We start from the raw sequence: 22513 nt of genomic DNA on the forward strand, positions 1-22513 counted from the left end.
GTGGACGATAAGGGGAGCACGTCATGTTGCGTTATTTGTATGCCGATGAGCTGCATAAATTTCCGGAATTGGCCAGGGGGATGTTCAGGGATCGCGCGGATCAGTTCAAAACCCGCCTTGGCTGGGATGTTAAGGTTAATGAAAAGGGGGAAGAGCGGGATCAGTACGATGACCTGAACCCGCTCTATGTGATTTGGGAAGAGGCAGATGGCAGCCATGGCGGGTCCATGCGGATCCTACCGACGACCGGTCCGGTCATGGTGAACGACATATTCGGACATCTCACCGGGGGCAGTCCGATCCGAAGCCCACTAATCTGGGAGGTCACTCGCTTTTGCCTCTCGCGCAACGCCAGCGCTCATACCGCCGGGGCCATCATGCTGAGCGGCGGTGAGGTGATGGAAGGGTTTGGCCTGACCCACATAGCGGGCGTTTTTGATGCCCGCATGATCCGGATCTACCGTATGATCGGATCGTCTCCGGTGGTTTTGGGCACCGAAGGGAAAGGGCGCGATCAGATCTCGGTCGGCCTGTGGCCTTATTCAGCGGATGATTGCAACCGTGTAGCAGCCCGCGCAGGCATCCCGCGAGAGTTGTCGCGCCTGTGGTTCAAGACAGCATTTGGCCATGGCGCACAGCACCGGTTCGCTTTGTCGGCATAAGCATACGGAAAAACCAATCGGCATCTGGCAGCGCGCGGCGCGTCCCTGTAGGGTCGCGCCATGTCCTTGCCCCAAGTCACATTTTCCGAAGATCAGGCTGCCGCTTTTGACAACATTGCCGAGATGTTGCGAGGTGCCGGAGTAGACCTTGAAGACGACGCTCTGCTGAAACTGCCCGGCAACGGAAAGTCTGGTGTGATGGCTGTTATTGGCAAGGCTGGATCGGGCAAAACCCTGTTGCTGGCAGAGCTTTACAAAGCTTTGGCCGAGACGGGGGTCAACCTGATCTCGGGTGATTTCGAAAGCCGCAAATCCCGCGACAAGCGCAGCCTTGCGATCCTCGCGCCGACGAACAAGGCCGCCAGCGTATTGCGGCTGCGTGGGGTGCCTGCGACCACGATCCACCGTATCCTCTATACGCCTGTTTACGACCCTGAATACGAGCGGATCGCCGAATGGCTAGCGGGCAATGACGAACGGCCCGAGATCGAAGGGCTGACAGACGAAGCGCTGGACCGCGCAGCCGCGTTCTATGCCAACAACAAATCCATCCCCGGTGCGCTGGCCGCTGCTGGGTTGCGCGGTTCGGATTTCATCACCGGCTGGAAACGTCGGGAAGAGCCGCTGGATATCGGTTTTGTGGATGAAGCCTCGATGCTAGACGACCGACAATTCGAGGATCTAAAGGAAATCTTCCCAACATTGTTGCTATTTGGTGATCCGGCGCAGTTGGCGCCGGTCAACCAATCGGGCTCGATGGTGTTTGACGGGTTGCCAGAGCCGCGCAAGCAAATCCTGCATCGCGTGCATCGGCAAACTGCGGATAACCCGATCCTAGACCTCGCCCATGCTCTGTCCGATCCGGCCATGGGGTTTGAGGATTTCGAACGTCTGATCGAGGACACTGCCCGAAAGGATGACCGCGTTGTCTGGGGACAGCGGGTAGAAGTTGATCTGATGGCGCGCAGCCCGGTTCTTGTCTGGCGCAATGCGACCCGAATCCGGCTGATTCAGGCGTTCCGCACCGTACATGGCGCGCCGGAAACTGAACTACTGGAAGGGGAACCGTTGATTTGTGACGGCATTGAGCTGCCGTTGAAGCACCGCAAAAAGCGGCTGGACCTTGAGGCGCGCGGGCTGATCAAAGGCGCGCAGGTCATTTACCTTGGCCCTGGTCGCAAGCCGGGTTTTTCGCGGTTGCATGTGATGGGGGCCGAAGACCCTCAGGTCTCGGCGGCGTCGATCGTGCAGATTGAAAAGCCCGATGAGGAGGAGCCGTTCATTCCCTATGCTGCCCGTATGGGGGCAACGTTCCTGCATGGTGCCGCTGTGACGATCCATAAGGCGCAAGGGTCGCAATGGGACACGGTTCAGGTCTTTGCGCCAGACATCTACGCAGCCGCCCGCATGGGCCGTACTGAGGCCGGGCAACCGTTGTGGAAGCGCCTAGCTTATGTCGCCATAACCCGCGCACAGGAGAGGCTAATCTGGGTAGTGCGGAACCGCTTGTCGAAACCGACCCACCCGTTGCGTGTGGATGACCTGCGTGCGGTTGCGGCACCATCCCTGACATTGGAGGCGGAAGAGACATGAAGACGATCATAGTGACCGGTGCAAGCTCGGGCATAGGCCGCGCCACCGCCGAGCTGTTTCTGTCAGGAGGATGGACTGTCGGGCTTCTGGCCCGCAGCGCTGACAAACTTCTTGCTATGGCACAGCATAACGGCTCGGCGATCCCGCTGGTTGCCGATGTGACTGACCCGGATGCCGTTGCAAACGCCTTTACTGCATTCACCCGACAGACCGGGCGACTGGACGTGCTGTTCAACAATGCCGGGATTTTTGCCCCTGGTGGCACCATCGACGAGATCGCGCTTGAGGATTGGTACGGCTCGGTCAATGTGAACCTGAACGGCATGTTCCTGTGTGCACGGGCTGCATTTGCTGCGATGCGGGCTCAGGCGCCGCAAGGGGGGCGTATCATAAACAACGGTTCAATCGCTGCTCATGTGCCGCGCCCGAACTCGGTGCATTATTCTGCGACGAAACACGCGATTACCGGTCTGACGCGCAGCCTGTCTCTGGACGGGCGGAGTTTTGGAATTGCCTGTGGTCAGATCGACATCGGAAATGCGCGCACACCGATGGTGCAAGGGTTGGTCGATGAGGCGCTTGCCGAAGGCCGCGACCCTGATCCCACCATGGATGTCGGGGATGCCGCCCGCTCGGTACTGCATATGGCCGAACTGCCGCTTGAGGCGAATGTGCAGTTCATGACCGTTATGGCCACGACCATGCCCTATATCGGTCGCGGGTGACGATCAGTTCTCGCGCAGTAGGCGGAAGGCTGTCGAAGCGCCCCAACCGGCGGCAATCGCGATGGCCAGTGACATAAGCCCGTACCAAATGGGTTGTTCACGCGACATCGCGTACAAGAAACGCTCAAGCCCGACTTTGCGTACTCCGATCGAGGTTTCAAAGGTTGAGACCACCTTTCCGTCTCGTGTCAGGAAGATACGGGCGCTGTAGTCGCCTTCGGTCAGGTCCGACGGCATGTCGATTGATGTGCGGAACAACGTCTGTTCGTCCACAGCCACTGTGTTTTCCCGGATCGAGTACAGCCCTTCATCTTCGCGGATGCGGATGACCGCCTCGGAAAAATCCTGTGCGCCCTGAATGCTCATGTCCGCACCGACCGACCGGATGGCACGCTCGATCGAAACCTTATAGCGTAGGTCTTCGGTCTGGGTCAGAACCTCGGAAAACGGGGCGCTGGTGGCAACAGCGTAAAAGCTTGGAGCCAGATCAACAACAAGGCTGTCGGTGTTCACCCAGATACCGAACCGTTTCTCTTTGCGGCGTACGGTGACAGGTTCGGATGGGCCGACCACCGATACGATGACCTCAAGCGGTGGACCGTCCGGGATTGGAGCTTCGCGCTTTACCGCGCCGAAAACCAGTATTTCGGACCCGTCAAAATTGGCGGTAATCGACACCCGATCCTGACTTAGGCCCAGAACAACCTGTTCTTCGGCTGCGTAGGCTGGCAGACAGATCAGACAAAGAAGAGCAATCAGACGCAGCATCTTAATGCCCTCCTGCATCGCCAAGCGAATACAACTCGGCGGGTTGAAGCAGAAGATCAAGCGCCAGCTTGCCGCAGACAACAAGTACCAGAGCCGCCAACAAAACACGCAGTTGTTCAGCCGGCATTCGGGCACCGATGACTGTTCCGATTTGGGCACCAACTACGCCACCGACGAGCAGAAGAACCGCCAACACGACATCAACGGTATAGTTGGTGGTGGCGTGCAGCATAGTGGTAAAGGCGGTTACAAAGATGATCTGAAACAGCGAAGTTCCGACAACAACCTTGGTCGGCATGCCCAATAGGTAGATCATCGCGGGCACCATGATAAACCCGCCGCCGACACCCATGATAGCAGACAGGACACCGACAAACAGGCCTACGACAAGCGGTGGAATGACCGAGATGTACAGGCCCGACGTCCGAAACCGCATCTTGAACGGCATGGCGTGCACCCAACCGCGCTGGCGTCGTTTCGGAGGCGGCGTGCCGCCTTTCCGCGTTTTTCTAATCGCGTTCAGGCTTTCGACAAACATCAGACTGCCGATGATGCCCAGAAATACGACATAGCAAAGTTTGACCAGCAGATCGACCTGTCCGAGGCTCTTGAGATAGTTGAAGACAACAACACCCAACGCAGCGCCTGTCAGCCCTCCGACCAAAAGGACTGTACCCATTTTAAGGTCCACGGTTCGGCGCCTGAAATGCGCCAGCACCCCAGAAAATGATGAAGCAACAATCTGGTTTGCCTCGGTTGCAACCGCCACTGCAGGCGGAATGCCGATGAAGAACAGCAGTGGAGTCATCAAAAACCCACCGCCAACGCCAAACATTCCAGACAGAATGCCCACCATTCCACCCAGTCCAAACAGTAGAAACGCGTTTACGGATACTTCGGCAATCGGGAGGTAAATCTGCATGGCTTCTTCTAGACAGGAGAGGCCGTACCACGCGGTGTGGCAAAGCCATTGGTAACATAAATCTCAACAGACGAAGCGCGCGTGCCAGGTAGGGCCATCTAGTTGTTTCCGTGGCTCAACCTGAAAATAGTCGATAGCATGGCTGCGGAACTGATGCGGGACACGTCCATACCCCCTTAGAGCGGTTGCGGCATACAAAATCAACTCTGTATGCCGCTTTGCAGCAAACAGGACTGAGGGGCAGTCCCGAACTGGCTCTATCAGCGTTCCTTTACATATGGTTCGCCGCCTGCGCGTGGCGGTATGGCCTTGCCGACGAACCCGGCAAGAATCACCACGGTCAGGATATAGGGCAGGGCGTCCATGACCTGCACCGGGATCACGACCCCGCCCAAATCGATGTTCTGGAAACGCAAGGCAATGGCCTGCAACAGCCCGAACAACAGGCATGCCCACATCGCGTGCCACGGACGCCATTTTGCAAAGATCAAAGCAGCCAGTGCGATAAATCCGCGCCCGGCGGTCATCTCTTTCACAAAGCCTGCTTGCAGCGCGGTGGCCAGGTAGGCACCTGCGATGCCGCAAAGTACGCCGCAAATCGCAACCGCTGCGTAGCGGAGACCTACAACCGAAACTCCAGCAGTATCCACCGCCGCAGGATTCTCTCCGACCGCGCGCAGACGCAGCCCGAACCGGGTGCGGAACAGAATCCACCAAGTCAGTGGCACCATAAGGAAAGCCACGTACACCAGAATGGAATGGCCAGACAGGAGCTCGGAATAGGCCATATGCAGGGGATTGGTTTCAGACATCAGCTCGGAAACCGGACGGCCTGTCAGTTCGGCGTCAGCCGGACCGATCGCATAAGGGAATTCTGCAGATTCAAACCGCCCTTCACCGAACAATGATGGCGTACGACCACCCTGCTTGAACCAGCTTTGGGCGACAAGAACGGTCATACCTGAGGCAAGAAAGTTGATCGCAACCCCCGAGATCAGCTGATTGCCCCGGAACGTGATCGACGCAAACCCGTGTAGCGCCGAAAGGACCAGAGATGCTGCGATCCCTGCCAGCAATCCCAGCCACACCGAACCGGTTACGGCGGCGACGGCAGCCGAGAAGAATGCTGACATCAGCATCTTGCCTTCAAGGCCGATGTCGAAGATGCCCGCGCGCTCGGAGTATAGACCGGCCAGACAGGCAAGCAGCAAAGGCGTAGCCAGTCGGATGGTCGAATCCAGAACCTGGATGAGTGTCAGGAAGAAATCCATCAGGCCGACCCCTTCCGAAGCGCCATGAACAGCTTTTCAAGCGGCATGCGCACCATGTTGTCCAGTGCTCCGGTAAACAGAATGACCAGCGCTTGGATGACCACGATCAGTTCGCGCGGAATCGATGTCCAAAGCGCCAGTTCGGCCCCGCCCTGATACAGAAACCCAAACAGAATAGCGGCTAGAAATACCCCGAATGGATGCGACCGACCCATCAGTGCCACGGCAATTCCAATGAAACCCGCGCCTTCGGTTGCGTTCAGCACCAACCGCTCGGCTTCGCCCATCACGTTGTTGACTGCCATCAGGCCCGCCAGAGCGCCCGAGATCAGCATGGCAATAATCGTGATGCGTACAGGCGAGATACCGGCGTAGACGGCACCGGTTTCCGAATGGCCGTAGGCGCGGATTTCATAGCCCAACCGAGTTCGCCAGATCAGCGCCCAGACAACAAAACACGCAAGGATTGCGACGAAGAACGAGATGTTGGCAGGCGCACCTCGGAAAACGATGTTTTCGGCGCTCGAGAACATCGACTGGAAAGTCGGGAGATGCACTGCCTCGGGGAAACGAGCCGTTGCTGGGTCTTGCGACCCTTGCGGGCGCATGACGTTGACCAGCATGTAATTCAGGAAAGCGGCAGCGATGAAATTGAACATGATCGTGGTGATCACGATATGGCTGCCCCGCTTCGCCTGCAGATAGGCCGGGATCGCGGCCCAGGCTGCACCGAAGATCATCGAAGCAGCACAGGCGGCCAGCAAAGCTATTGTCCAATGCGGCCAAGGGACCGATAGACAGACGATGGCAACGCCCAGTCCGCCCAGCATGGCCTGACCCTCGCCGCCGATGTTGAACAAGCGCGCGTGAAAGGCAACTGCAACCGCGAGCCCGGTGAAGATGAAGTTCGTTGCGTAATAAAGTGTATAGCCCCAGCCGTAGGTTGACCCTAGGGCCCCAGTGACCATCAGATTTACCGCCTCAAGCGGATCTTCCCCGATGGCAAGGATGACGATTGCCGAAAGGATTGTGGCCAGAAGCAGACTGATTAGCGGGATCAGCACCACATCGGCCCATTTGGGCATTTTTTCCATGGTTCAGGCGGCCTCTCCTGCAACACCGGCCATCAGCAGGCCCAGTTCTTTTTCATCCGTCTCGGCGGGCAGACGCTCGCCCATGATATGTCCGTCAAACATAACCGCGATCCGGTCCGAGAGTGAGAAGATCTCTTCCAGCTCGACCGAGACCAGCAAGATTGCTTTGCCCTGATCCCTCAAGGCGACGATCTGTTTGTGAATGAACTCGATGGCACCGATATCCACGCCGCGTGTGGGCTGGCCCACCAGCAGCAGATCGGGATTGCGCTCGATTTCTCGTGCAACGACGATTTTCTGTTGATTGCCGCCCGAGAAGCTTTTTGCCGTCAGCCAGCCATTGGGCGGGCGCACATCGAACTTCTCGATCTTGGCTTCGGTGTCGGCACGCAGGGCAGCGTTGTCCATGAACAGCCCGCGTTTGTAAGCAGGGTCGCGGTGGTAGCCGAACGCCACATTCTCCCACGCGTGAAAATCCATGATCAGGCCTTCGCGCTGCCGATCCTCGGGGACATGAGCGATATGTCGGGCGCGCCGCGCTTGCCCGTCCGATCCGGGGCCGTGCAACGCCAGAGGCTCGCCGTTCAGTTTGATCGAGCCTACCCCGGGTCGCATACCGCCCAAAACTTCAAGCAGCTCGGACTGCCCGTTGCCAGCAACGCCCGCGATGCCAACGATCTCACCCGCGCGAACGGTTAGGTCGATGCCTTTGACACGCTCGACACCGGCCGAATCGGTGACACTGAGGTTTTCGATTTCCAGAACCGGTTTGCCCGGCTGTGCAGGCACCTTATCAACCTGTAGCAAGACCTTGCGGCCAACCATCAATTCGGCCAGGGCCTGCGGATTGGTGTCAGCTGTTTTGACGGTGGCGGTCATCTCACCGCGGCGCATAACCGAAACCGTATCGGTGTTCTCCATGATTTCGCGCAGCTTGTGCGTGATCACGATGATTGTTTTACCCTCGGACCGCAGCCGGTCGAGAATGCGAAACAGCTGGTCCGCCTCGGCAGGGGTAAGAACGCCCGTGGGTTCGTCCAGAATCAGAATTTCGGCCTTGCGGTAGAGCGCCTTGAGAATCTCAACCCGCTGCTGCATGCCCACACCGATCTCATCGATGCGTTTGTCAGGGTCGACGAACAGTTCGTATTCTTCCTCTAGGTCTTTCAGCTCTTTCCGGGCTTTCGCCAGCGACGGAGCCAACAGCCCACCGTCTTCCGCACCCAGAACGATGTTTTCCAGAACGGTGAAATTCTCGACCAGTTTGAAATGCTGAAACACCATCCCGATGCCCGAGGCGATCGCCGCCTGGCTGTCAGGGATGTCGGTCTTGGTGCCGTTGATCCAGATTTCGCCTTTGTCGGCTTTGTAAAATCCGTAGAGGATGCTCATCAGCGTGGATTTGCCCGCTCCGTTTTCACCGATGATCCCGTGGATCGCTCCGCGGGCGACGCTGATGGAAATATCTTTATTAGCCTGAACCGGCCCAAAGGCTTTGGAAATCCCTTTGAGTTCAATGGCGGGGACGGTCATATCTTGTCCTTGGGTTGCCGAAAGGGCCGCATGCGGCAGAGTGGTGCAGGGCGGAGGCCATGGCCCCCGCCCCCAGTTACATCAGAACTGCAGTGCAGGGCAGCTGTCGTTCTCGTAGTAGCTGACAACGCTTACGTTGCCATCGATGATGTCGCGACGGGCACTTTCAATGGCCGAGCTCATTTCTTCGCTCACCAGTTCCGCGTTGTTTTCATCCATCGCAACGCCAACGCCATCTTGTGCAAGACCCATGGTGTAAACACCGGTCTGGACGTCTTCGCCAGCTTTCATGGCGTCATATACAGCAACGTCCACACGCTTGAGCATCGAGGTCAGGACCTTGCCCGGGTGCAGGTGGTTCTGGTTGCTATCGACACCGATTGACAGGATGCCTTCGTCGGCTGCGGTTTGCAGAACGCCAACACCGGTACCGCCCGCAGCGGCGTAAATCACGTCAGCACCCTGGCTGATCTGTGCTTTGGTCAACTCCGAGCCCTTCACCGGGTCGTTCCATGCTGCAGGGGTGGTGCCTGTCATATTGGCAACAACGTTGATGTCCGGGTTCACGGACTTCGCGCCTTGTGCATAACCACAACCAAAGTGGCGGATCAGAGGGATATCCATGCCACCGATAAAGCCCACTGTGCCGGATTGGGACGCCATCGCCGCCATCATGCCGACCAGGTATGATCCTTCATGTTCGGCAAATCCGATCTGGCGAATGTTCGGGGCTTCCAGCCAGGTCACGTCGACCGCAACGAATTTGGTATCCGGATAGTCACCTGCCACTGCAGCCAATGGATCGGCCATGGCGAAGCCCATTGTGATAATCGGGTTTGCGCCCGCTTCGGCAAAGCGGCGAAGCGCTTGTTCGCGCTGCGCTTCCGACTGAAGCTCGATCTCGCGATAGCTTTTGCCGGTCTGTTCCGCCCAACGCTGAGCGCCATTATGCGCGGCTTCGTTGAACGATTTGTCGAACTTGCCACCCAGATCAAAGATAAGGGCCGGTTCTGCCATAGCAGCACCTGCTGTTAGTGCAACCGCAGCGGCTGCGCCCATCAAGGATTTCATAAATGTCATTTGTTACTCCCGTTGGCTGTTATCGGTCCGGGGCTTAATCCCCCGGTACCCACTCAGAGCGAGCATACCTGTTGTGATGGCGGGAATTGAAGCTGTTTGCAACAGCTTCGGTCAACACATTTTTGACCATATGGTCTAAAAAAGCGAATATTTTTCGCTCAAGGGGCGTTCCATGACGATCGCATCGGCGTTTGGGCCACTTTTGCGATGATAATAGGCTGCGCGATTGCCGCATGCCGTGTATCCGCTGGTTTGGTACAGAGAGATCGCCGAATGGTTATCTGAGGCAACGTCCAGAAATGCACGGATTGCACCGAGTTCTCGTGCCTTGGCGTGCCAGTCTGCCATGATGCGCCGCGCCAGCCCGCGTCTTTGATAGTCTGGACGTGTCGCGATCGTGAGCAGCTCGGCCTCTTCGCCGATCACTTGAATGAGGGCGAAAGACCGTTTGTCGCCAACAACATGGGTAAAGCGATTGGCAATCAGATTGCTGAATTCTTCCGCGCTCCACGGGCGTGACTGTGTGAAGGCTGCGGCGTGGGTTTCTGCCATGTCCTGTGGTGTCATTCGTCCAAAAGCACCGGTGGGACATCGCTTGAAGGGGCCGCATCTGCAGGGCGGACATAAAGCGGAGCGGGTGGCGCTTGAACTGTCGTCCAACGACCAGCGGCCACCTGGGCGATCGCACGGGCCTGCTGTTCTGGGTCCTCGCAGAAATACAAGGGACCAATATCGTCAGCGGCATGACGTGAGGTCAGGTAAGGCGCGCGCCCCTTAGGTTGCACATAAACCTGATCGCGCGGTGCAGCTATCGCCGGGAGATGCCCGCCGGGCGCAATTTCCGCAACTGCATCAAACCCCGACACCCCAACCGCCGGCACACCAAGCCCAAGCGCCAACCCGCGCGCGGCGGATACCGAGATACGGATGCCGGTGAAATTGCCGGGGCCGATTCCGACGGCGATCGCATCAAGGTGCCGCCATGTGCAATTGTTCCGGGTCAGGATTTCTTCAAGCAAGGGCATCAACCGTTCCGCCTGCCCACGAGTCATCGCCTCGGCGTGCGATGCGATAATCTTACCCTCTCGCAGCAAAGCGGCCGCGCAATGCGCGGCCGATGTATCGAATGCCAAAATCGTCGGTTCAGACGGCAACAGGGCGAACCTCGGTCACTTCGGGGATGTAGTGACGCAACAGGTTCTCGATCCCCATTTTCAGCGTTAGGGTCGAGGACGGACAGCCCGCGCAGGCTCCCTGCATGTGCAGATAAACAACGCCGCGGTCGAAGCCGTGGAAGGTGATGTCACCGCCGTCCTGAGCCACAGCAGGACGCACGCGGCTATCCAGCAGATCTTTGATCTGGTTGACAATCTCTGCATCTTCGCCGGTGTGTTCAGCGTGGCCCGAGGCGGTCTCTGCACCTGCGCCCATAACCGGTTGGCCGGACTGGTAATGCTCCATCACAGCGCCGAGAATTGCGGGCTTGATGTGATCCCACTGCACGTCATCAGATTTGGTTACCGTGACAAAATCGTTGCCGAAGAACACGCCTGTTACGCCGTTTACACCGAATATGCGTTTGGCGAGCGGTGATTTTTCTGCAGCGTCGGCGCTTGGAAAATCAGCGGTGCCTGCTTCCAGAACCGTCTGGCCGGGTAGGAATTTTAGTGTGGCCGGGTTGGGTGTGGATTCGGTTTGAATGAACATGGCGCGGCTCCGTCTAAGATGCACCTGATATGCGCGTCCGTGCGGGGGAAGTCAAGATTTGGAACCGTTCTAAATTGTGACGGCGTAAGAAATCGCATCATCCAGACGATCATCACCCCAGAACAGCTCGTCCCCAATAACGAAACTCGGCGCACCAAAGATGTGTTTAGCCTTGGCCTGAGTAACTTGCTCGAACAAGGCAGCCTTGATCGCGGGGTCGCTTATCCGATCCATCAGATCAGTCGAAACGCCAGATTTGGTAAGGCACTCAACCAGAACCGCCGGATTCGATATATCACGACCGGAACCAAACTGCGCAGAATAGACAGTGCGTACAAAGGCTGCCCGTTGATCAGCTGGTTCGATCGCCAGCGCTAGCCTTGCTGCTTTCAGGCTGTTTTGCGGAAATGGCTCAGGCCGCCGAAAAGGTAAATCGCGCGCGGCGCAAAGCCGTTCCATGTCCCGCCACATGTACCGACCTTTTGCAGGGTAGAGGTTGAACGGCGAGTTTTTCCATCCCTGTTCAGCAAAGATCGGCCCCAGAAGGAATGGGTGCCATTCTACGGCAACTCCATATTCCGAAGCCGCCTGCTGGATACGCATCGCGCTGAGATAAGAATAGGTCGATGCGAAGTCGAACCAGAACTGCAGCTTCGCGGACATAAATTCACCTCAGGTGATGGCTTCCAGCTTCTCTTTGCTCAGATCGCCGGGCACGATAGTAATAGGAATGGGCAAACTTCCAGAGTTCCGGGTCAGTTGTGTCACCAACGGTCCGGGGCCTTTTTTGTCAGTACCTGCACCCAGAACCAATACGCCGATCTCGGGATCGGATTGGACATGTTCAATGATTTCGGCCACCGGATCGCCTTCACGGATTGCCAATTCGGGCTCGACACCCTGTTTGTCGCGCATCCATTTGGCGAACACCTCGAAATGGGCGTGAATACGTTCACGCGCTTCTTCGCGCATCACCTCGGCAACACCGATCCAGTGGTTGAATTCGTCCGGTGGAATTACCGAAAGAACCGTAACCCCGCCGCCAGTATGTGCCGCACGCATAGCGGCAAAGCGCATGGCGTTCAGGCATTCACGGCTGTCGTCCAGAACGACTAGGAACTTGCGCATGTTTGTCCTCGTTTGTTTTCGGGATCATGCCTCACAGGGTAAGCAGTGGCAACTGAAACAGAAAAGGAGCAGATCAGCAATTGCTTGCAGCCCAATCCCAGTACATCTCGCGTGTGCGACGGGCGATTGGGCCCACCTGATACTGGGTGTCATCCAGCGCGGTGATTGGCGTCACTTTGCTCATGTTACCGCTCATGAACACTTCGTCCGCGTCGTGAAAGTCATCGAAACTCAGCACGGTTTCATGCACGGTTACCCCGTCGGCGCGCAGGTTTTTAATATGCCGCGCGCGTGTAATCCCGGCCAAGAATGTCCCATTGGGGATTGGAGTAAAAACCTCACCATCGCGCGCCATGAAGATATTTGCGGTCGCAGTCTCGGCCACATGCCCCATCGCGTCGGCCACAAGGGCGTTTGAAAAGCCCTTGTTGCGTGCCTCCTGCAACATCCGGGCATTGTTCGGATACAGGCACCCTGCCTTTGCGTTGACCACAGCGGATTCCAGAACAGGGCGGCGGAAACGAGTGGTTGTCAGCGTCGCCGAGGCGGTTTTGGGTGCCATTGGGATTTCTTCAAGACAGATGGCAAAGCCAGTGCTGTTTTCCTGAGGGACGATGGCGGTGTGATCCCCGTCGATGCCCCAATACATGGGGCGAATGTAAACGGCGGTGTCAGGTGCGTAACTTTGCAACCCTTCGTGAACCAGATCGACCATCTGTTCGGTTGTTACAGAAGGTGTCAGCATCAGCGCCTCGGCTGAACGGTTCACGCGGGCACAATGGGCATCCAGATCCGGGGTCATACCATCAAAGTACCGGGCTCCGTCAAACACCGATGAGCCCAGCCATGCGCCATGGTCAGCAGCGCGCATGATCGGTGCGTCCCCGTCATGCCATTGGCCGTTGAAATAGGTGCGGATGTTTTTGCCGACTGCCATTGCGCCCTCCCTCAAGCTCCGGGGAAACCTAGGTTGGGGCTGACGCAAGGTCCAGCAGATTATCCATGGTGCTGAGGCAGCGCTTCGCGTTTGACCATGGTGCGCAAAGCGAAGTTTGATCGTAGGTTTCGAATGCCCGAAATTTTCATAAGCTGGTTTTCCAGAAATGCATCAAACGCATTGAGGTCTTTGGCAACCACGCGCAGCAGAATGTCGCGTGATCCGGTCATAAGGTAGCATTCCATCACCTCGTCGCAGCGACGAATCGCCTTTTCGAAGGAATCGATGGCGTTGCGATCCTGTTTCTCCAACTCGACAGACACAAAGATTGTAACGCCGAATCCAAGCCGCTCGGGGTCGACCTGTGCGGCGTAGCCGGTGATAATCCCGTCCCGTTGCAGCCGATCCAAACGCCGTGCGCAGGGTGTCGGGGACAGCCCGACATGCTCCGCCAAATCGATGACAGTCATACGGCCATCGTTTTGAAGGGCGCGGATTATCTTGGAATCGATATCATCCATGGCGAAAAACTCCACAAAAGTTTTCAATTTTAGACGTTAGCACCAAAAATTTCCCTGATATAGTGACAAAAGGGTGAAAATCACTCGACGATAGGTGGCAAACTCTCGGAAGCACTCCGGAGGAGAAGAATGGACATCACCATCGTAGACGCGCCAGAGCACGAGCGCGTGGTCGAATTCAAAGATAACTCACTTGGTCTATTGGGCTACATCGCGATCCACTCAACGCAACGTGGCCCCGCTGCGGGCGGTGTGCGTATGCGCCCTTACGGCCACCCAGCCGAGGCCCTGGACGATGCTTTGCGACTGGCAAGGGGCATGACGTTCAAGAACGCCGCGGCTGATCTGCCGCTCGGGGGAGGCAAGGCTGTCATTATCGGGGATCCTCATGAGGATAAATCACCTGAACTTTTGCAGGCCTTTGGGCGCGTGATTCAAGGTTTGAACGGTCTGTACTGGACGGCAGAAGATATGGGTATGACGCCTGCAGATATGGCGCATATCGGATCTGAAACCGAATTTGTGGCTGGGCTGGCGGAAGGTGAGTTCGCCAGCGGTGATCCGTCTCCGATAACGGCGCGCGGGATATTCAATGCTATCCGGGTGACAGCGCAGCACCGGTTTGGATTTTCTGGCCTGAAAGGCCTGACTGTATCGGTTCAGGGGCTTGGCCATGTAGGCGAGCATTTGTGCCAGTTGTTGCACGATTCTGGTGCGCAGTTAATCGTAACTGACATCGACACCCGGCAAGCGGCCCGCGTGGCCGAACGGTTTGCGGCACGGGTCGTTGCACCCGATGCGATCTACGGCGTTGAAGCGGATATCTTTGCGCCTTGTGCGATCGGCGGCATCCTGAACGAAACGAGTATTCCATTACTGAAAGTCGGCGCTGTGGCCGGAGGGGCAAATAATCAGTTGTCCAGCGATCGGGACGCGCAGTTGCTCCACGAGCGTGGCATTCTTTACGCCCCTGACTTCGTCGCCAATGGCGGTGGTATCGTGAATGTGGCGACGGAAATCCTGCGTGTCGCAGAGCGTGAAGCTTGGGTCGCCGGTAGGTTGCAGGCGCTGGAGCAGACGATGGATCGCATCCTGACACGGGCCAAAGCCGAAGCGGTCAGCCCGCACGAAGTTGCGGAATCCATCGTGCACGAGATGCTGAGCCTGCAGGCGGCATAAGAGCCGACGGAACGAAAAACGCCGCCCGAGAAAGGGCGGCGTTCTTTTTTGGATTGCGATCGCGTGGTCAGGACTTGCCCGCGCCGACCATCCCTACAATCTCGTAGGTCTGCTGCAGAATCGGGGCCGCGATTGCACGTGCCCGTTCAGCACCTCGGGCGAGAATCTGATCAATCTCGGCCTCTTCGCCCATCAGGCGCGCCATTTCGGTTGAAATGGGTGAGAGTTTCGAGACCGCAAGTTCTGCCAACATTGGCTTGAACTCACCGAATTGCTTCCCGCCAACCTCAGCCAGCACTTGTGCGGCCGTCTGGTCGCTAAGCGCGGCATAGATATTCACCAGATTGCGCGCCTCGGGACGGTCTTCAAGGCCATCGACCTCCGACGGCAAAGCGTCCGGATCGGTCTTGGCTTTACGGATCTTCTTGGCGATGGCATCGGCATCATCGGTCATGTTGATCCGCGTCATATCAGACGGGTCTGACGACGACATCTTCCGGGACCCGTCACGCAGGTTCATCACACGGGGCGCAGGCCCACCGATGACCGGTTCGGTCACCGGAAAGAAATCGACGCCATAGTCATGGTTGAACTTGATTGCGATGTCGCGCGTCAGTTCCAGATGTTGCTTCTGGTCTTCACCAACAGGCACATGGGTCGCGTGATAGACCAGAATGTCTGCCGCCATCAGGGCAGGATAGGCGAACAGACCCAAAGAGGCGTTCTGCGCATTCTTACCGGCCTTGTCCTTGAACTGTGTCATTCGCTGCATCCAGCCGATACGGGCGATGCAGTTGAAGATCCAGGCCAGCTGTGTGTGCTCGGGCACCTGGCTTTGATTGAACAGGATGGATTTCTCGGGATCCAGACCAGCGGCAATGAACCCCGCGCAAACTTCGCGGGTCTTTTCACGCAGACGATCCGGATCTTGCCAGACAGTAATCGCGTGGAGGTCGACCATGCAGTAGACGGTCTCGTATTCCGGCCCCTGCATATCCACGAAACGTTTAAGTGCACCCAGGTAATTACCCAAGTGCAGGTTTCCTGAAGGCTGGATGCCGGAAAACACGCGCGGCGTGAATTGGGTCTCGGTCATCGAAGGAAACTCCTGTCTGGAAAAATCAGCCCCCGTCGCTTACCCATGAGGCCAAGGGACGTCAACAGCCGCGAAAGGCCAGCCCAATGAGCAGTGAGCATTATACACCGCCCGTGAACCCTCTGCCGCCGGTCGTGGTGGCGCTGGTTCTGTTCATAATCGGGATTGAACTGATCTTCTTGCTTGGCAGCAGGGGCTTGGTCGGAGGGCCGACTGCTGTTGGTTGGCGCTTGGATGCGTTGCAGCAATATACGTTTTCGCCCGATATATTCGATTGGATGGTCCAGAACGGGCGCTGGCCGTTCGAACATGTGATCCGCTTTGTCACATATCCCTTTGTTCAGGCCAATTTCACACAAGCTGTGTTTGTCTGCGTGTTTGTTCTGGCGATGGGGAAGATGGTGGCCGAGGTCTTTGGCAGCGTCGCCATGCTGATCATATTCGTCTTGTCCGGTGTCGGCGGAGCGTTGGCCTATGCGGTGCTGTTGAACCCGCCATATCCACTGGTTGGTGGGTTTCCTCCGGTCTACGGGCTAATCGGTGCGTTCACGTGGTTGCTATGGCGCAAGCTTTCTCTGGTGGGTGAAAACCAATCGCGCGCATTCAGCCTGATCGCGGTTCTTATGGGCATTCAGTTGCTGTTCGGTCTGATCTTCGGTGGGACCTCGGATTGGGTCGCCGATCTGGGCGGTTTTGCCACCGGGTTTGGTTTGTCTTTCTTTCTGGCTCCGGGTGGATGGGCGCGTATCCTTAGCAAAACCCGGCGGGATTGATGCGCCTTAGCTACGGCGCAGCGCTGTTCGGAATTCCGAAATCCTGAAGGCCCCCAAGATGTGCCCCAAAAGGAAGTAGGCCACCGCCGCAGTTACAATGAGCACGATCAGCGCAAGGTAACGCCAGCCTGGTACGCCGAACGTCCAGCCGAAGAGGTTAATGGCCGTAAACAACACCACCCCCATGCCAGCCGATGCCGCCACGACCCGCCAGGTCCGCTGTCTGAACCGGTCATCAAATCGGGCTTCGTCGCCCATTCTGCGCGCGCCGATTGCAAGCAGCGCAACCATGGCCCAGCCAGCAGTCGACGCTGCGATTGCGGGCGCAATCCACCCGACAATGGGGTAAAGCCCAAAGGCAAGTCCGGCATTCACCACCATCGCAACCACTGCGTATCGAAACGGTGATTTGGTATCTTCGCGGGCGAAGAACAAAGGTTGCAGTAGCTTCTGCAGCATGAATGCGGGCAGCCCGATACCATAGATGGCCACGGCCAAGGCGGTCGCCGCTGTATCTTCGGCGCTGAACTGGCCACGTTGGAACAGGACCGAGACCAACGGGCCGGGGATGATCATAAAGGCAACTGTCGAAGGCAAGGTCAGCAGCAGAGTAAACTCTCCGGCCCGTGAAAAGGCATTGCGTGCTCCATCTTTGTCGTCTGCGCGCAGGCGGCGTGACAGGTCGGGTAACAGCACGATGCCGACGGCAATGCCAACCACTCCGAGCGGCAGTTGATACAAACGATCTGCGGCAAACAACCAACTGACTGCCTTTTCGGTTTTTGATGCCACAAGCTGTCCGACTACAAGATTGACTTGCGTTACGCCCATGGCCAACGCCGCAGGAACCGCGATCCGCACCATGCGGCGCATTTCCGGGCTGAGCTTTGGCCAACCGGGCCGAATGCGAATTCCCGCGCGTTCGGTCGCAATCCAGACAAGCGCCAATTGCGCGATGCCTGCGACTGGGATGACCGCGATGAGCCAGCGTATGATTTCTCCACCAGATATCGCGCCAAAGATTAACGCGGAGCAGGCGAATATGTTCAGCAGCACAGGAGCGGCGGCTGCAGCGGCGAAGCGCCCGGTTGCGTTCAATACTCCGGAAAACAGCGCAGCGAGGGACATAAACAGGATGTAGGGGAACACGACGTACCCATAATCCACCGCCAGATCGAAGCGTTCATCACCATAGAATCCTTCGGCGGTTATCCAAACCAACGCGGGCATGAAGACCATCGCCAGACCGACTAGCGCCAGCACCGCCACTGCCAACAGGTTAAACGCATCCTGTGCGAAACCTTCGGCGTCTTCGCCGCCTTCAAGGCGTTTTGAGAACATTGGAACAAAGGCTGCGTTGAATGCGCCCTCGGCAAAGAAGCGGCGGAACATATTAGGCAGTCGGAAGGCTGCGACGAAAGCATCCATCACGGGTCCGGGCCCGATATAAGCGGTCAGCAGGATTTCCCGCAAAAAGCCCAGAATGCGGCTTGCCAAGGTCCAGAACCCAACGGTGAAAAAGCCCGAAATCAGGCGGATCGGCTTCATGATGCGGCCCGCTCGGCACCTTCGGTGATGGCCGCGCGCAGCTTGGCTTCCAACCCGCGTTGCTTGGCCTCAGAGTGGTATTTCAGGCCGAACATATCCTTGACATAGAACGTGTCGACCACCTGTTCTCCATAGGTGGCGATCACTGCGTTCGCGATATAGACATTGGCGGCTGCCATCGTGCGCGTCAAATCATATAGCAGTCCGGGCCGGTCGCGGGTGTCGACTTCGATGATCGTGTAAATCTCTGAACCTTCGTTGTCGAAGGTGATATGGGTCGGGACGTTGAAGGCGCGTTCGCGCTTCTTGATCTTGTCGCGGGATTTCAATGCGTCCCGTGCGACAACCTCACCCCTGAGTGTCTTGTGAATCATCTGGGTCAGCCGAGGCAGGCGCGTAGCCTCGAAGGGATGGCCCTCGGCGTCCTGAACCCAGAACGCATCAGTTACATATCCGTCTTTCGTCGTATAGCTGCGGGCATCAACCACATTGGCTCCTACAAGGGCAAGTGCCCCCGCTATGCGAGAAAAAATACCCGGATGATCACCCATGGCAAAACACGCGCGGGTGGCGTCGCGATCCTCATCCGGATGCAGACGGATTTCTACGGCACCCGGATCGCCGCTGTCCTCCAGCGATTTCAACATTTCCGCGAATTCGACATGTGTCGAAAGGTTCAGTCCCTGCCAATACGGATCATAATGCCGCCCGGTTTCGGTTTTCAGATCAGATTTGGACCAGTTTTCCAATTCGGCCCGCAACCGCTTTTTCGCCCCATCTCCACGATTGGCTCGGTTAAGCGCCTCCATCCCGGATTCCAGTGCGTGTTTGGTGTCAGCATGCAAAGCGCGCAGCAATGTAGCCTTCCAGTTGTTCCAGGTCGTTGGTCCGACACCGCGGATGTCACAGACTGTCAGCACCGTCAGCAAGTCCAGCCGTTTGACGGTTGCAACAGCTTTCGCGAAATCGCGGATTGTGCGCGGGTCTGAGATGTCGCGTTTTTGCGCCATATCGGACATCAGCAAGTGATAGCGTACAAGCCATTCGACGGTTTCCGAATCCGCCTTGCTCAGCCCTAATCGTGGTGCCACTTTGCGCGCGATTTGCGCACCCAGAATCGAATGATCTTCGGGGCGTCCTTTGCCGATGTCGTGCAGCAACAGAGCCACGTATAGAACCTTTCGGCTAACACCACCCTCCAGGATGGATGACGCCAAGGGCAGTTCCTCGATTAACTCTCCTCGCTCGATCTGCGCCAAATTGACGATGCACTGGATCGTATGCTCGTCCACCGTATAGCTGTGATACATATTGAACTGCATCATCGCCACGATGTGCTCAAACTCGGGCAAAAAGGCTGACAGAACCCCCAACTCGTTCATGCGTCGCAGGGCACGTTCGGGGTTGCCGTGTTTCAGCATCAGATCAAGAAAGATGCGCCGCGCCTCTTTGTCGTTGCGCATCTCATCGTCGATCAGGTTCAGGTTGGCCGTTACCAACCGCATTGCGTCGGGATGGATCAGCATACCCGTGCGCAAACCCTCTTCGAACAACCGTAACAGGTTGACCTTGTCTGACAGGAACGTGTCAGGGTCCGCGATATCCAGACGGCCATGGACCACGCGGTAACCGGCCTTGACGCGGGGGCGACGGCGGAAAATACGTTCCAGCAAGGCCGCGCCCTTCATGTGCGAGGCTTCCAGTTTGGTCAGGAAAATCCGTGTCAATTCGCCTACACGGGTGGCTTCGCGGAAATAGCGTTGCATGAACACCTCGACGGCGCGCCGACCGGCGCGGTCTTGATATCCCATACGATCGGCCACCTCGACCTGCAGATCGAAGGTCAGTTGTTCCGTCGCGCGGCCTGTCACCAGATGCAAATGAGACCTGACGGCCCAGAGGAATTCTTCGGCTTGCGCGAACTCGTCAAACTCTTCGGGCGTAAAGAGGCCCATAGGGACCAGTTCGGCCACATCCGTTACGCCATAGATATATTTTGCGATCCAGTAGAGCGATTGCAGGTCGCGTAAGCCGCCCTTGCCCTCTTTGACATTGGGTTCGACCATATAGCGTTCACCCTGCTTCAGGTGCCGCTCATCGCGCTCCTTCAGCTTGGCTTCGATAAATTCCCGCTCGGTGCCTTTGAAAAGATCGGTCTTCAGGCGCGCTTCAAGTTCTTGCGCAAGGGGCTGATCCCCGACGAGATACCGTTGTTCCAGCATGGCGGTACGGATGGTGAAATCATCGGCCCCCAGACGCAGGCAATCTTTGATCGTGCGTGAAGAGTGACCGACCTTCAGCCGCAGATCCCAGAGAATATAGAGCATGGATTCGATCACGCTCTCGGCCCAGGCGGTGATTTTGTACGGCGTCAGAAAAAGCAGATCTACATCGGATGACGGGGCCATCTCACCCCGGCCATAACCTCCCACTGCCAGCACAGCGATTTTCTCGCCTTGCGTGGGATTTGCCAGCGGATGCAGATGCTCGCTGGCAATGCGCATTGCTGTGCCGACCATCTGGTCCGTCAGATAGGTATAGGAATGCGTCAGCGTCAGTGCATCAAATGGGCGCTCGGCAAAGGCGTCCGCAATCGCCTTGCGGCCTGTCTTTTGCGCCTCTCGCAGTATGCGCACCGTCTCGGCGCGCAAGGCTGCGTTGTCCGAACTGTTTTCAACAGCGGCGGACAGGTTGGCATTGACCTCGGCGTTGTTAAAAATCTCGTCAGCCGCGCAGATCAGATTGACATCTGGCGCAGAGCCCTGCGCCGGTCGATTAGAATCCGGCGCCAGAGAAGCTTTGTGGGGCAGGGTCAATCACAACCACCTGTTTGTTCTGGATCGTGGCAACAGCCAGACCGCGTTCGTTCGTACCGTTCGGCCGCAGGCGGAAAATACCGCCGACACCCTGAAAACCGGCGTTCTGGGTTAATGCTGCACCTGTCAACGCGTTCGATTTGCCCTGGCTGACCAAGGCTCCGATCGCAGCGATTCCGTCATAGGCAAGCCCGCTGATCGGGTGTGGTGCCTCACCGTAGGTGTTGTTGTAACGCTGGCGATAAGCCTGTGCCTTTGCCGGATCGGGAAGTGCGAACCAGCCACCTTGTACGCCAGGCAATTCCAGCGTTTGGGCTGGAATGTCCCAACGTGTCAGGCCGATATACTGAGTTGTCGCAGGCGACACACCAGCCTCGGGCAACAACTGGCTGTAAAGCGGCAGCGCGCCTGCGGTTGTCGCGGTCAGGAAAATCGAATCTGCGCCGGTCGAATCGACCGTTGCTTTGATCGCCGAAACAGAATCGATCACGCCCTGCTGTGACCGGTCATATCCAACCGTGCCCGCATTGTTGACGCGGCTGTTGCTGAGCGCGGCAGCGATGGCAGACTGGCCTAGCTGGCCCGCTGAGTCATTGCTGTGCACGATGACAGTACTGTTTTTACCCTGCTGTCCGGCGTAGTTCACCAGCCTGTTGGCCGTGTTCTGGAAAGTGGGGCCAAGCACATAGACATTGCCGCCCGCAATGCTGGTGTTGTTCGAGAAGGACAGCACGTTCACATTGTTGTTTAGCACCGCAAGTCCTGCCGCGTTTGCGGCTTGTGCGTACACTGGCCCAAGAATGATCTTGGCCCCGTCCGCTACAGCTTGCTGTGCAACCGCCGAGGCCGTTCCGGCATTGCCGGCCGTGTCGTAGACGCGCAGATCAATCTTGACGTTCGGCAAATCCGCGATGGCCAGCCGTGCCGCGTTCTCAAGGCTTCGTGCAAGGGCCGCATCGCCAGACTGAGGTGATCCGCTTGGGACCAACAGGGCCACCGGAACCGGGTCAGAGGTGTCGATCGAGGGGCCTCCGCTGATGCCGCCGACTTCACAGGCGGCCAGAAAAGCGGCCGAGGCCAGTACAATGGCGGATTTCGCCAGTTTGCGTGCGGGCTTGCAAACGGTAAACATCTAAAAGAAAACTCCCTGATCCGGCGTC

At 57.4% G+C, this 22513-nt stretch carries 22 protein-coding genes; 5 read left to right on the forward strand and 17 right to left on the reverse strand.

Annotated features, from left to right (window positions below):
- Positions 1-23: 23 nt before the first annotated feature.
- The 3 genes from ACRZ96_RS12620 to ACRZ96_RS12630 are packed head-to-tail and all read left to right on the forward strand — an operon-like array spanning position 24 to position 2980.
- Positions 24-662, forward strand: a complete 639-nt coding sequence (locus ACRZ96_RS12620; protein ID WP_170647111.1) for an acyl-homoserine-lactone synthase — start codon at positions 24-26, stop codon at positions 660-662.
- A 60-nt stretch (positions 663-722) separates the two neighbouring features.
- Positions 723-2255, forward strand: coding sequence for an AAA family ATPase (locus ACRZ96_RS12625; protein ID WP_170566301.1), 1533 nt, complete (start codon positions 723-725; stop codon positions 2253-2255).
- The gene (locus ACRZ96_RS12630) at positions 2252-2980 is read left to right on the forward strand and encodes an SDR family oxidoreductase (RefSeq protein WP_480772023.1); all 729 of its coding nucleotides are present in this window, start codon (positions 2252-2254) and stop codon (positions 2978-2980) included. Before ACRZ96_RS12625 ends, ACRZ96_RS12630 begins: the two co-directional genes overlap by 4 nt.
- A gap of 3 nt (positions 2981-2983) precedes the next feature.
- Here the strand turns inward: ACRZ96_RS12630 and ACRZ96_RS12635 are convergent, their stop codons facing one another.
- From ACRZ96_RS12635 to ACRZ96_RS12695, 13 genes are all read right to left on the reverse strand, one after another.
- Entirely contained in the window at positions 2984-3748 is a 765-nt protein-coding gene (locus ACRZ96_RS12635; protein ID WP_170395832.1) for a TIGR02186 family protein, read from the reverse strand.
- Between the two features lies 1 nt (position 3749).
- Positions 3750-4670 carry a sulfite exporter TauE/SafE family protein gene (locus ACRZ96_RS12640; protein WP_170395834.1) on the reverse strand — a complete coding sequence of 307 codons (921 nt, stop codon included), beginning with the start codon at positions 4668-4670 and terminating at the stop codon, positions 3750-3752.
- A gap of 260 nt (positions 4671-4930) precedes the next feature.
- Positions 4931-5941, reverse strand: coding sequence for an ABC transporter permease (locus tag ACRZ96_RS12645; protein WP_170408321.1), 1011 nt, complete (start codon positions 5939-5941; stop codon positions 4931-4933).
- A complete protein-coding gene (locus tag ACRZ96_RS12650) occupies positions 5941-7035 on the reverse strand; it encodes an ABC transporter permease (protein ID WP_170513031.1) in 1095 nt (364 codons plus the stop codon). Before ACRZ96_RS12650 ends, ACRZ96_RS12645 begins: the two co-directional genes overlap by 1 nt.
- Before the next feature lie 3 nt (positions 7036-7038).
- On the reverse strand, positions 7039-8568 hold the full coding sequence (locus ACRZ96_RS12655; protein WP_170395839.1) for an ABC transporter ATP-binding protein: 1530 nt from the start codon (positions 8566-8568) through the stop codon (positions 7039-7041).
- Positions 8569-8649: 81 nt separating this feature from the next.
- Positions 8650-9648: a BMP family lipoprotein gene (locus ACRZ96_RS12660; RefSeq protein WP_170395841.1), complete on the reverse strand. Its 999-nt coding sequence runs from the start codon at positions 9646-9648 to the stop codon at positions 8650-8652.
- A 135-nt stretch (positions 9649-9783) separates the two neighbouring features.
- On the reverse strand, positions 9784-10200 hold the full coding sequence (locus tag ACRZ96_RS12665) for a GNAT family N-acetyltransferase (RefSeq protein WP_480707131.1): 417 nt from the start codon (positions 10198-10200) through the stop codon (positions 9784-9786).
- 11 nt (positions 10201-10211) lie between these two features.
- A complete protein-coding gene (gene tsaB / locus ACRZ96_RS12670; protein ID WP_170597283.1) occupies positions 10212-10802 on the reverse strand; it encodes a tRNA (adenosine(37)-N6)-threonylcarbamoyltransferase complex dimerization subunit type 1 TsaB in 591 nt (196 codons plus the stop codon).
- Complete coding sequence (locus ACRZ96_RS12675; RefSeq protein ID WP_170395847.1) at positions 10792-11355, reverse strand: NifU family protein; 564 nt, start codon at positions 11353-11355, stop codon at positions 10792-10794. The genes tsaB and ACRZ96_RS12675 overlap by 11 nt, the downstream gene beginning before the upstream one ends.
- A 69-nt stretch (positions 11356-11424) precedes the next feature.
- On the reverse strand, positions 11425-12018 hold the full coding sequence (locus ACRZ96_RS12680) for a 2-hydroxychromene-2-carboxylate isomerase (protein ID WP_170597285.1): 594 nt from the start codon (positions 12016-12018) through the stop codon (positions 11425-11427).
- A gap of 9 nt (positions 12019-12027) precedes the next feature.
- Positions 12028-12483, reverse strand: a complete 456-nt coding sequence (locus ACRZ96_RS12685) for a universal stress protein (RefSeq protein WP_074736907.1) — start codon at positions 12481-12483, stop codon at positions 12028-12030.
- 73 nt (positions 12484-12556) lie between these two features.
- Positions 12557-13420 (reverse strand): branched-chain amino acid aminotransferase, encoded by an 864-nt coding sequence (locus tag ACRZ96_RS12690; RefSeq protein ID WP_170597286.1) that lies wholly within the window; start codon positions 13418-13420, stop codon positions 12557-12559.
- Between the two features lie 59 nt (positions 13421-13479).
- On the reverse strand, positions 13480-13941 hold the full coding sequence (locus ACRZ96_RS12695) for an Lrp/AsnC family transcriptional regulator (protein WP_480707135.1): 462 nt from the start codon (positions 13939-13941) through the stop codon (positions 13480-13482).
- 129 nt (positions 13942-14070) lie between these two features.
- Between ACRZ96_RS12695 and ACRZ96_RS12700 the strand changes: the two genes are divergently transcribed.
- Positions 14071-15120, forward strand: a complete 1050-nt coding sequence (locus ACRZ96_RS12700) for a Glu/Leu/Phe/Val dehydrogenase (RefSeq protein WP_170513963.1) — start codon at positions 14071-14073, stop codon at positions 15118-15120.
- A 67-nt stretch (positions 15121-15187) separates the two neighbouring features.
- On the opposite strand, the gene trpS is transcribed toward ACRZ96_RS12700, so the two are convergent.
- Positions 15188-16216, reverse strand: a complete 1029-nt coding sequence (gene trpS / locus ACRZ96_RS12705; RefSeq protein ID WP_170423755.1) for a tryptophan--tRNA ligase — start codon at positions 16214-16216, stop codon at positions 15188-15190.
- 86 nt (positions 16217-16302) lie between these two features.
- Here trpS and ACRZ96_RS12710 point away from each other — a divergent pair, with 86 nt between their 5' ends.
- Positions 16303-16989 (forward strand): rhomboid family intramembrane serine protease, encoded by a 687-nt coding sequence (locus ACRZ96_RS12710; RefSeq protein WP_170423757.1) that lies wholly within the window; start codon positions 16303-16305, stop codon positions 16987-16989.
- Between the two features lie 6 nt (positions 16990-16995).
- On the opposite strand, the gene murJ is transcribed toward ACRZ96_RS12710, so the two are convergent.
- Genes murJ through ACRZ96_RS12725 form a run of 3 tightly spaced genes read right to left on the reverse strand, consistent with a single transcriptional unit; the run spans position 16996 to position 22485 of the window.
- Positions 16996-18537 carry a murein biosynthesis integral membrane protein MurJ gene (murJ, locus tag ACRZ96_RS12715; protein WP_480707137.1) on the reverse strand — a complete coding sequence of 514 codons (1542 nt, stop codon included), beginning with the start codon at positions 18535-18537 and terminating at the stop codon, positions 16996-16998.
- Complete coding sequence (locus ACRZ96_RS12720; protein ID WP_480571546.1) at positions 18534-21353, reverse strand: [protein-PII] uridylyltransferase; 2820 nt, start codon at positions 21351-21353, stop codon at positions 18534-18536. The genes murJ and ACRZ96_RS12720 overlap by 4 nt, the downstream gene beginning before the upstream one ends.
- On the reverse strand, positions 21313-22485 hold the full coding sequence (locus ACRZ96_RS12725) for a penicillin-binding protein activator (protein ID WP_170612915.1): 1173 nt from the start codon (positions 22483-22485) through the stop codon (positions 21313-21315). Before ACRZ96_RS12725 ends, ACRZ96_RS12720 begins: the two co-directional genes overlap by 41 nt.
- Positions 22486-22513: the final 28 nt, after the last annotated feature.

The organism is Ruegeria sp. CF1 (assembly GCF_056537445.1).

Excerpts from the sequence above, each read along its gene's own strand:
- ACRZ96_RS12620 (WP_170647111.1), top strand. The coding sequence starts at position 24 with ATGTTGCGTTATTTGTATGCCGATGAGCTGCATAAATTTCCGGAATTG.
- ACRZ96_RS12625 (WP_170566301.1), top strand. The coding sequence starts at position 723 with ATGTCCTTGCCCCAAGTCACATTTTCCGAAGATCAGGCTGCCGCTTTT.
- ACRZ96_RS12630 (WP_480772023.1), top strand. The coding sequence starts at position 2,252 with ATGAAGACGATCATAGTGACCGGTGCAAGCTCGGGCATAGGCCGCGCC.
- ACRZ96_RS12635 (WP_170395832.1), bottom strand. The coding sequence starts at position 3,748 with ATGCTGCGTCTGATTGCTCTTCTTTGTCTGATCTGTCTGCCAGCCTAC.
- ACRZ96_RS12640 (WP_170395834.1), bottom strand. The coding sequence starts at position 4,670 with ATGCAGATTTACCTCCCGATTGCCGAAGTATCCGTAAACGCGTTTCTA.
- ACRZ96_RS12645 (WP_170408321.1), bottom strand. The coding sequence starts at position 5,941 with ATGGATTTCTTCCTGACACTCATCCAGGTTCTGGATTCGACCATCCGA.
- ACRZ96_RS12650 (WP_170513031.1), bottom strand. The coding sequence starts at position 7,035 with ATGGAAAAAATGCCCAAATGGGCCGATGTGGTGCTGATCCCGCTAATC.
- ACRZ96_RS12655 (WP_170395839.1), bottom strand. The coding sequence starts at position 8,568 with ATGACCGTCCCCGCCATTGAACTCAAAGGGATTTCCAAAGCCTTTGGG.
- ACRZ96_RS12660 (WP_170395841.1), bottom strand. The coding sequence starts at position 9,648 with ATGACATTTATGAAATCCTTGATGGGCGCAGCCGCTGCGGTTGCACTA.
- ACRZ96_RS12665 (WP_480707131.1), bottom strand. The coding sequence starts at position 10,200 with ATGGCAGAAACCCACGCCGCAGCCTTCACACAGTCACGCCCGTGGAGC.
- ACRZ96_RS12675 (WP_170395847.1), bottom strand. The coding sequence starts at position 11,355 with ATGTTCATTCAAACCGAATCCACACCCAACCCGGCCACACTAAAATTC.
- ACRZ96_RS12680 (WP_170597285.1), bottom strand. The coding sequence starts at position 12,018 with ATGTCCGCGAAGCTGCAGTTCTGGTTCGACTTCGCATCGACCTATTCT.
- ACRZ96_RS12685 (WP_074736907.1), bottom strand. The coding sequence starts at position 12,483 with ATGCGCAAGTTCCTAGTCGTTCTGGACGACAGCCGTGAATGCCTGAAC.
- ACRZ96_RS12690 (WP_170597286.1), bottom strand. The coding sequence starts at position 13,420 with ATGGCAGTCGGCAAAAACATCCGCACCTATTTCAACGGCCAATGGCAT.
- ACRZ96_RS12695 (WP_480707135.1), bottom strand. The coding sequence starts at position 13,941 with ATGGATGATATCGATTCCAAGATAATCCGCGCCCTTCAAAACGATGGC.
- ACRZ96_RS12700 (WP_170513963.1), top strand. The coding sequence starts at position 14,071 with ATGGACATCACCATCGTAGACGCGCCAGAGCACGAGCGCGTGGTCGAA.
- trpS (WP_170423755.1), bottom strand. The coding sequence starts at position 16,216 with ATGACCGAGACCCAATTCACGCCGCGCGTGTTTTCCGGCATCCAGCCT.
- ACRZ96_RS12710 (WP_170423757.1), top strand. The coding sequence starts at position 16,303 with ATGAGCAGTGAGCATTATACACCGCCCGTGAACCCTCTGCCGCCGGTC.
- murJ (WP_480707137.1), bottom strand. The coding sequence starts at position 18,537 with ATGAAGCCGATCCGCCTGATTTCGGGCTTTTTCACCGTTGGGTTCTGG.
- ACRZ96_RS12725 (WP_170612915.1), bottom strand. The coding sequence starts at position 22,485 with ATGTTTACCGTTTGCAAGCCCGCACGCAAACTGGCGAAATCCGCCATT.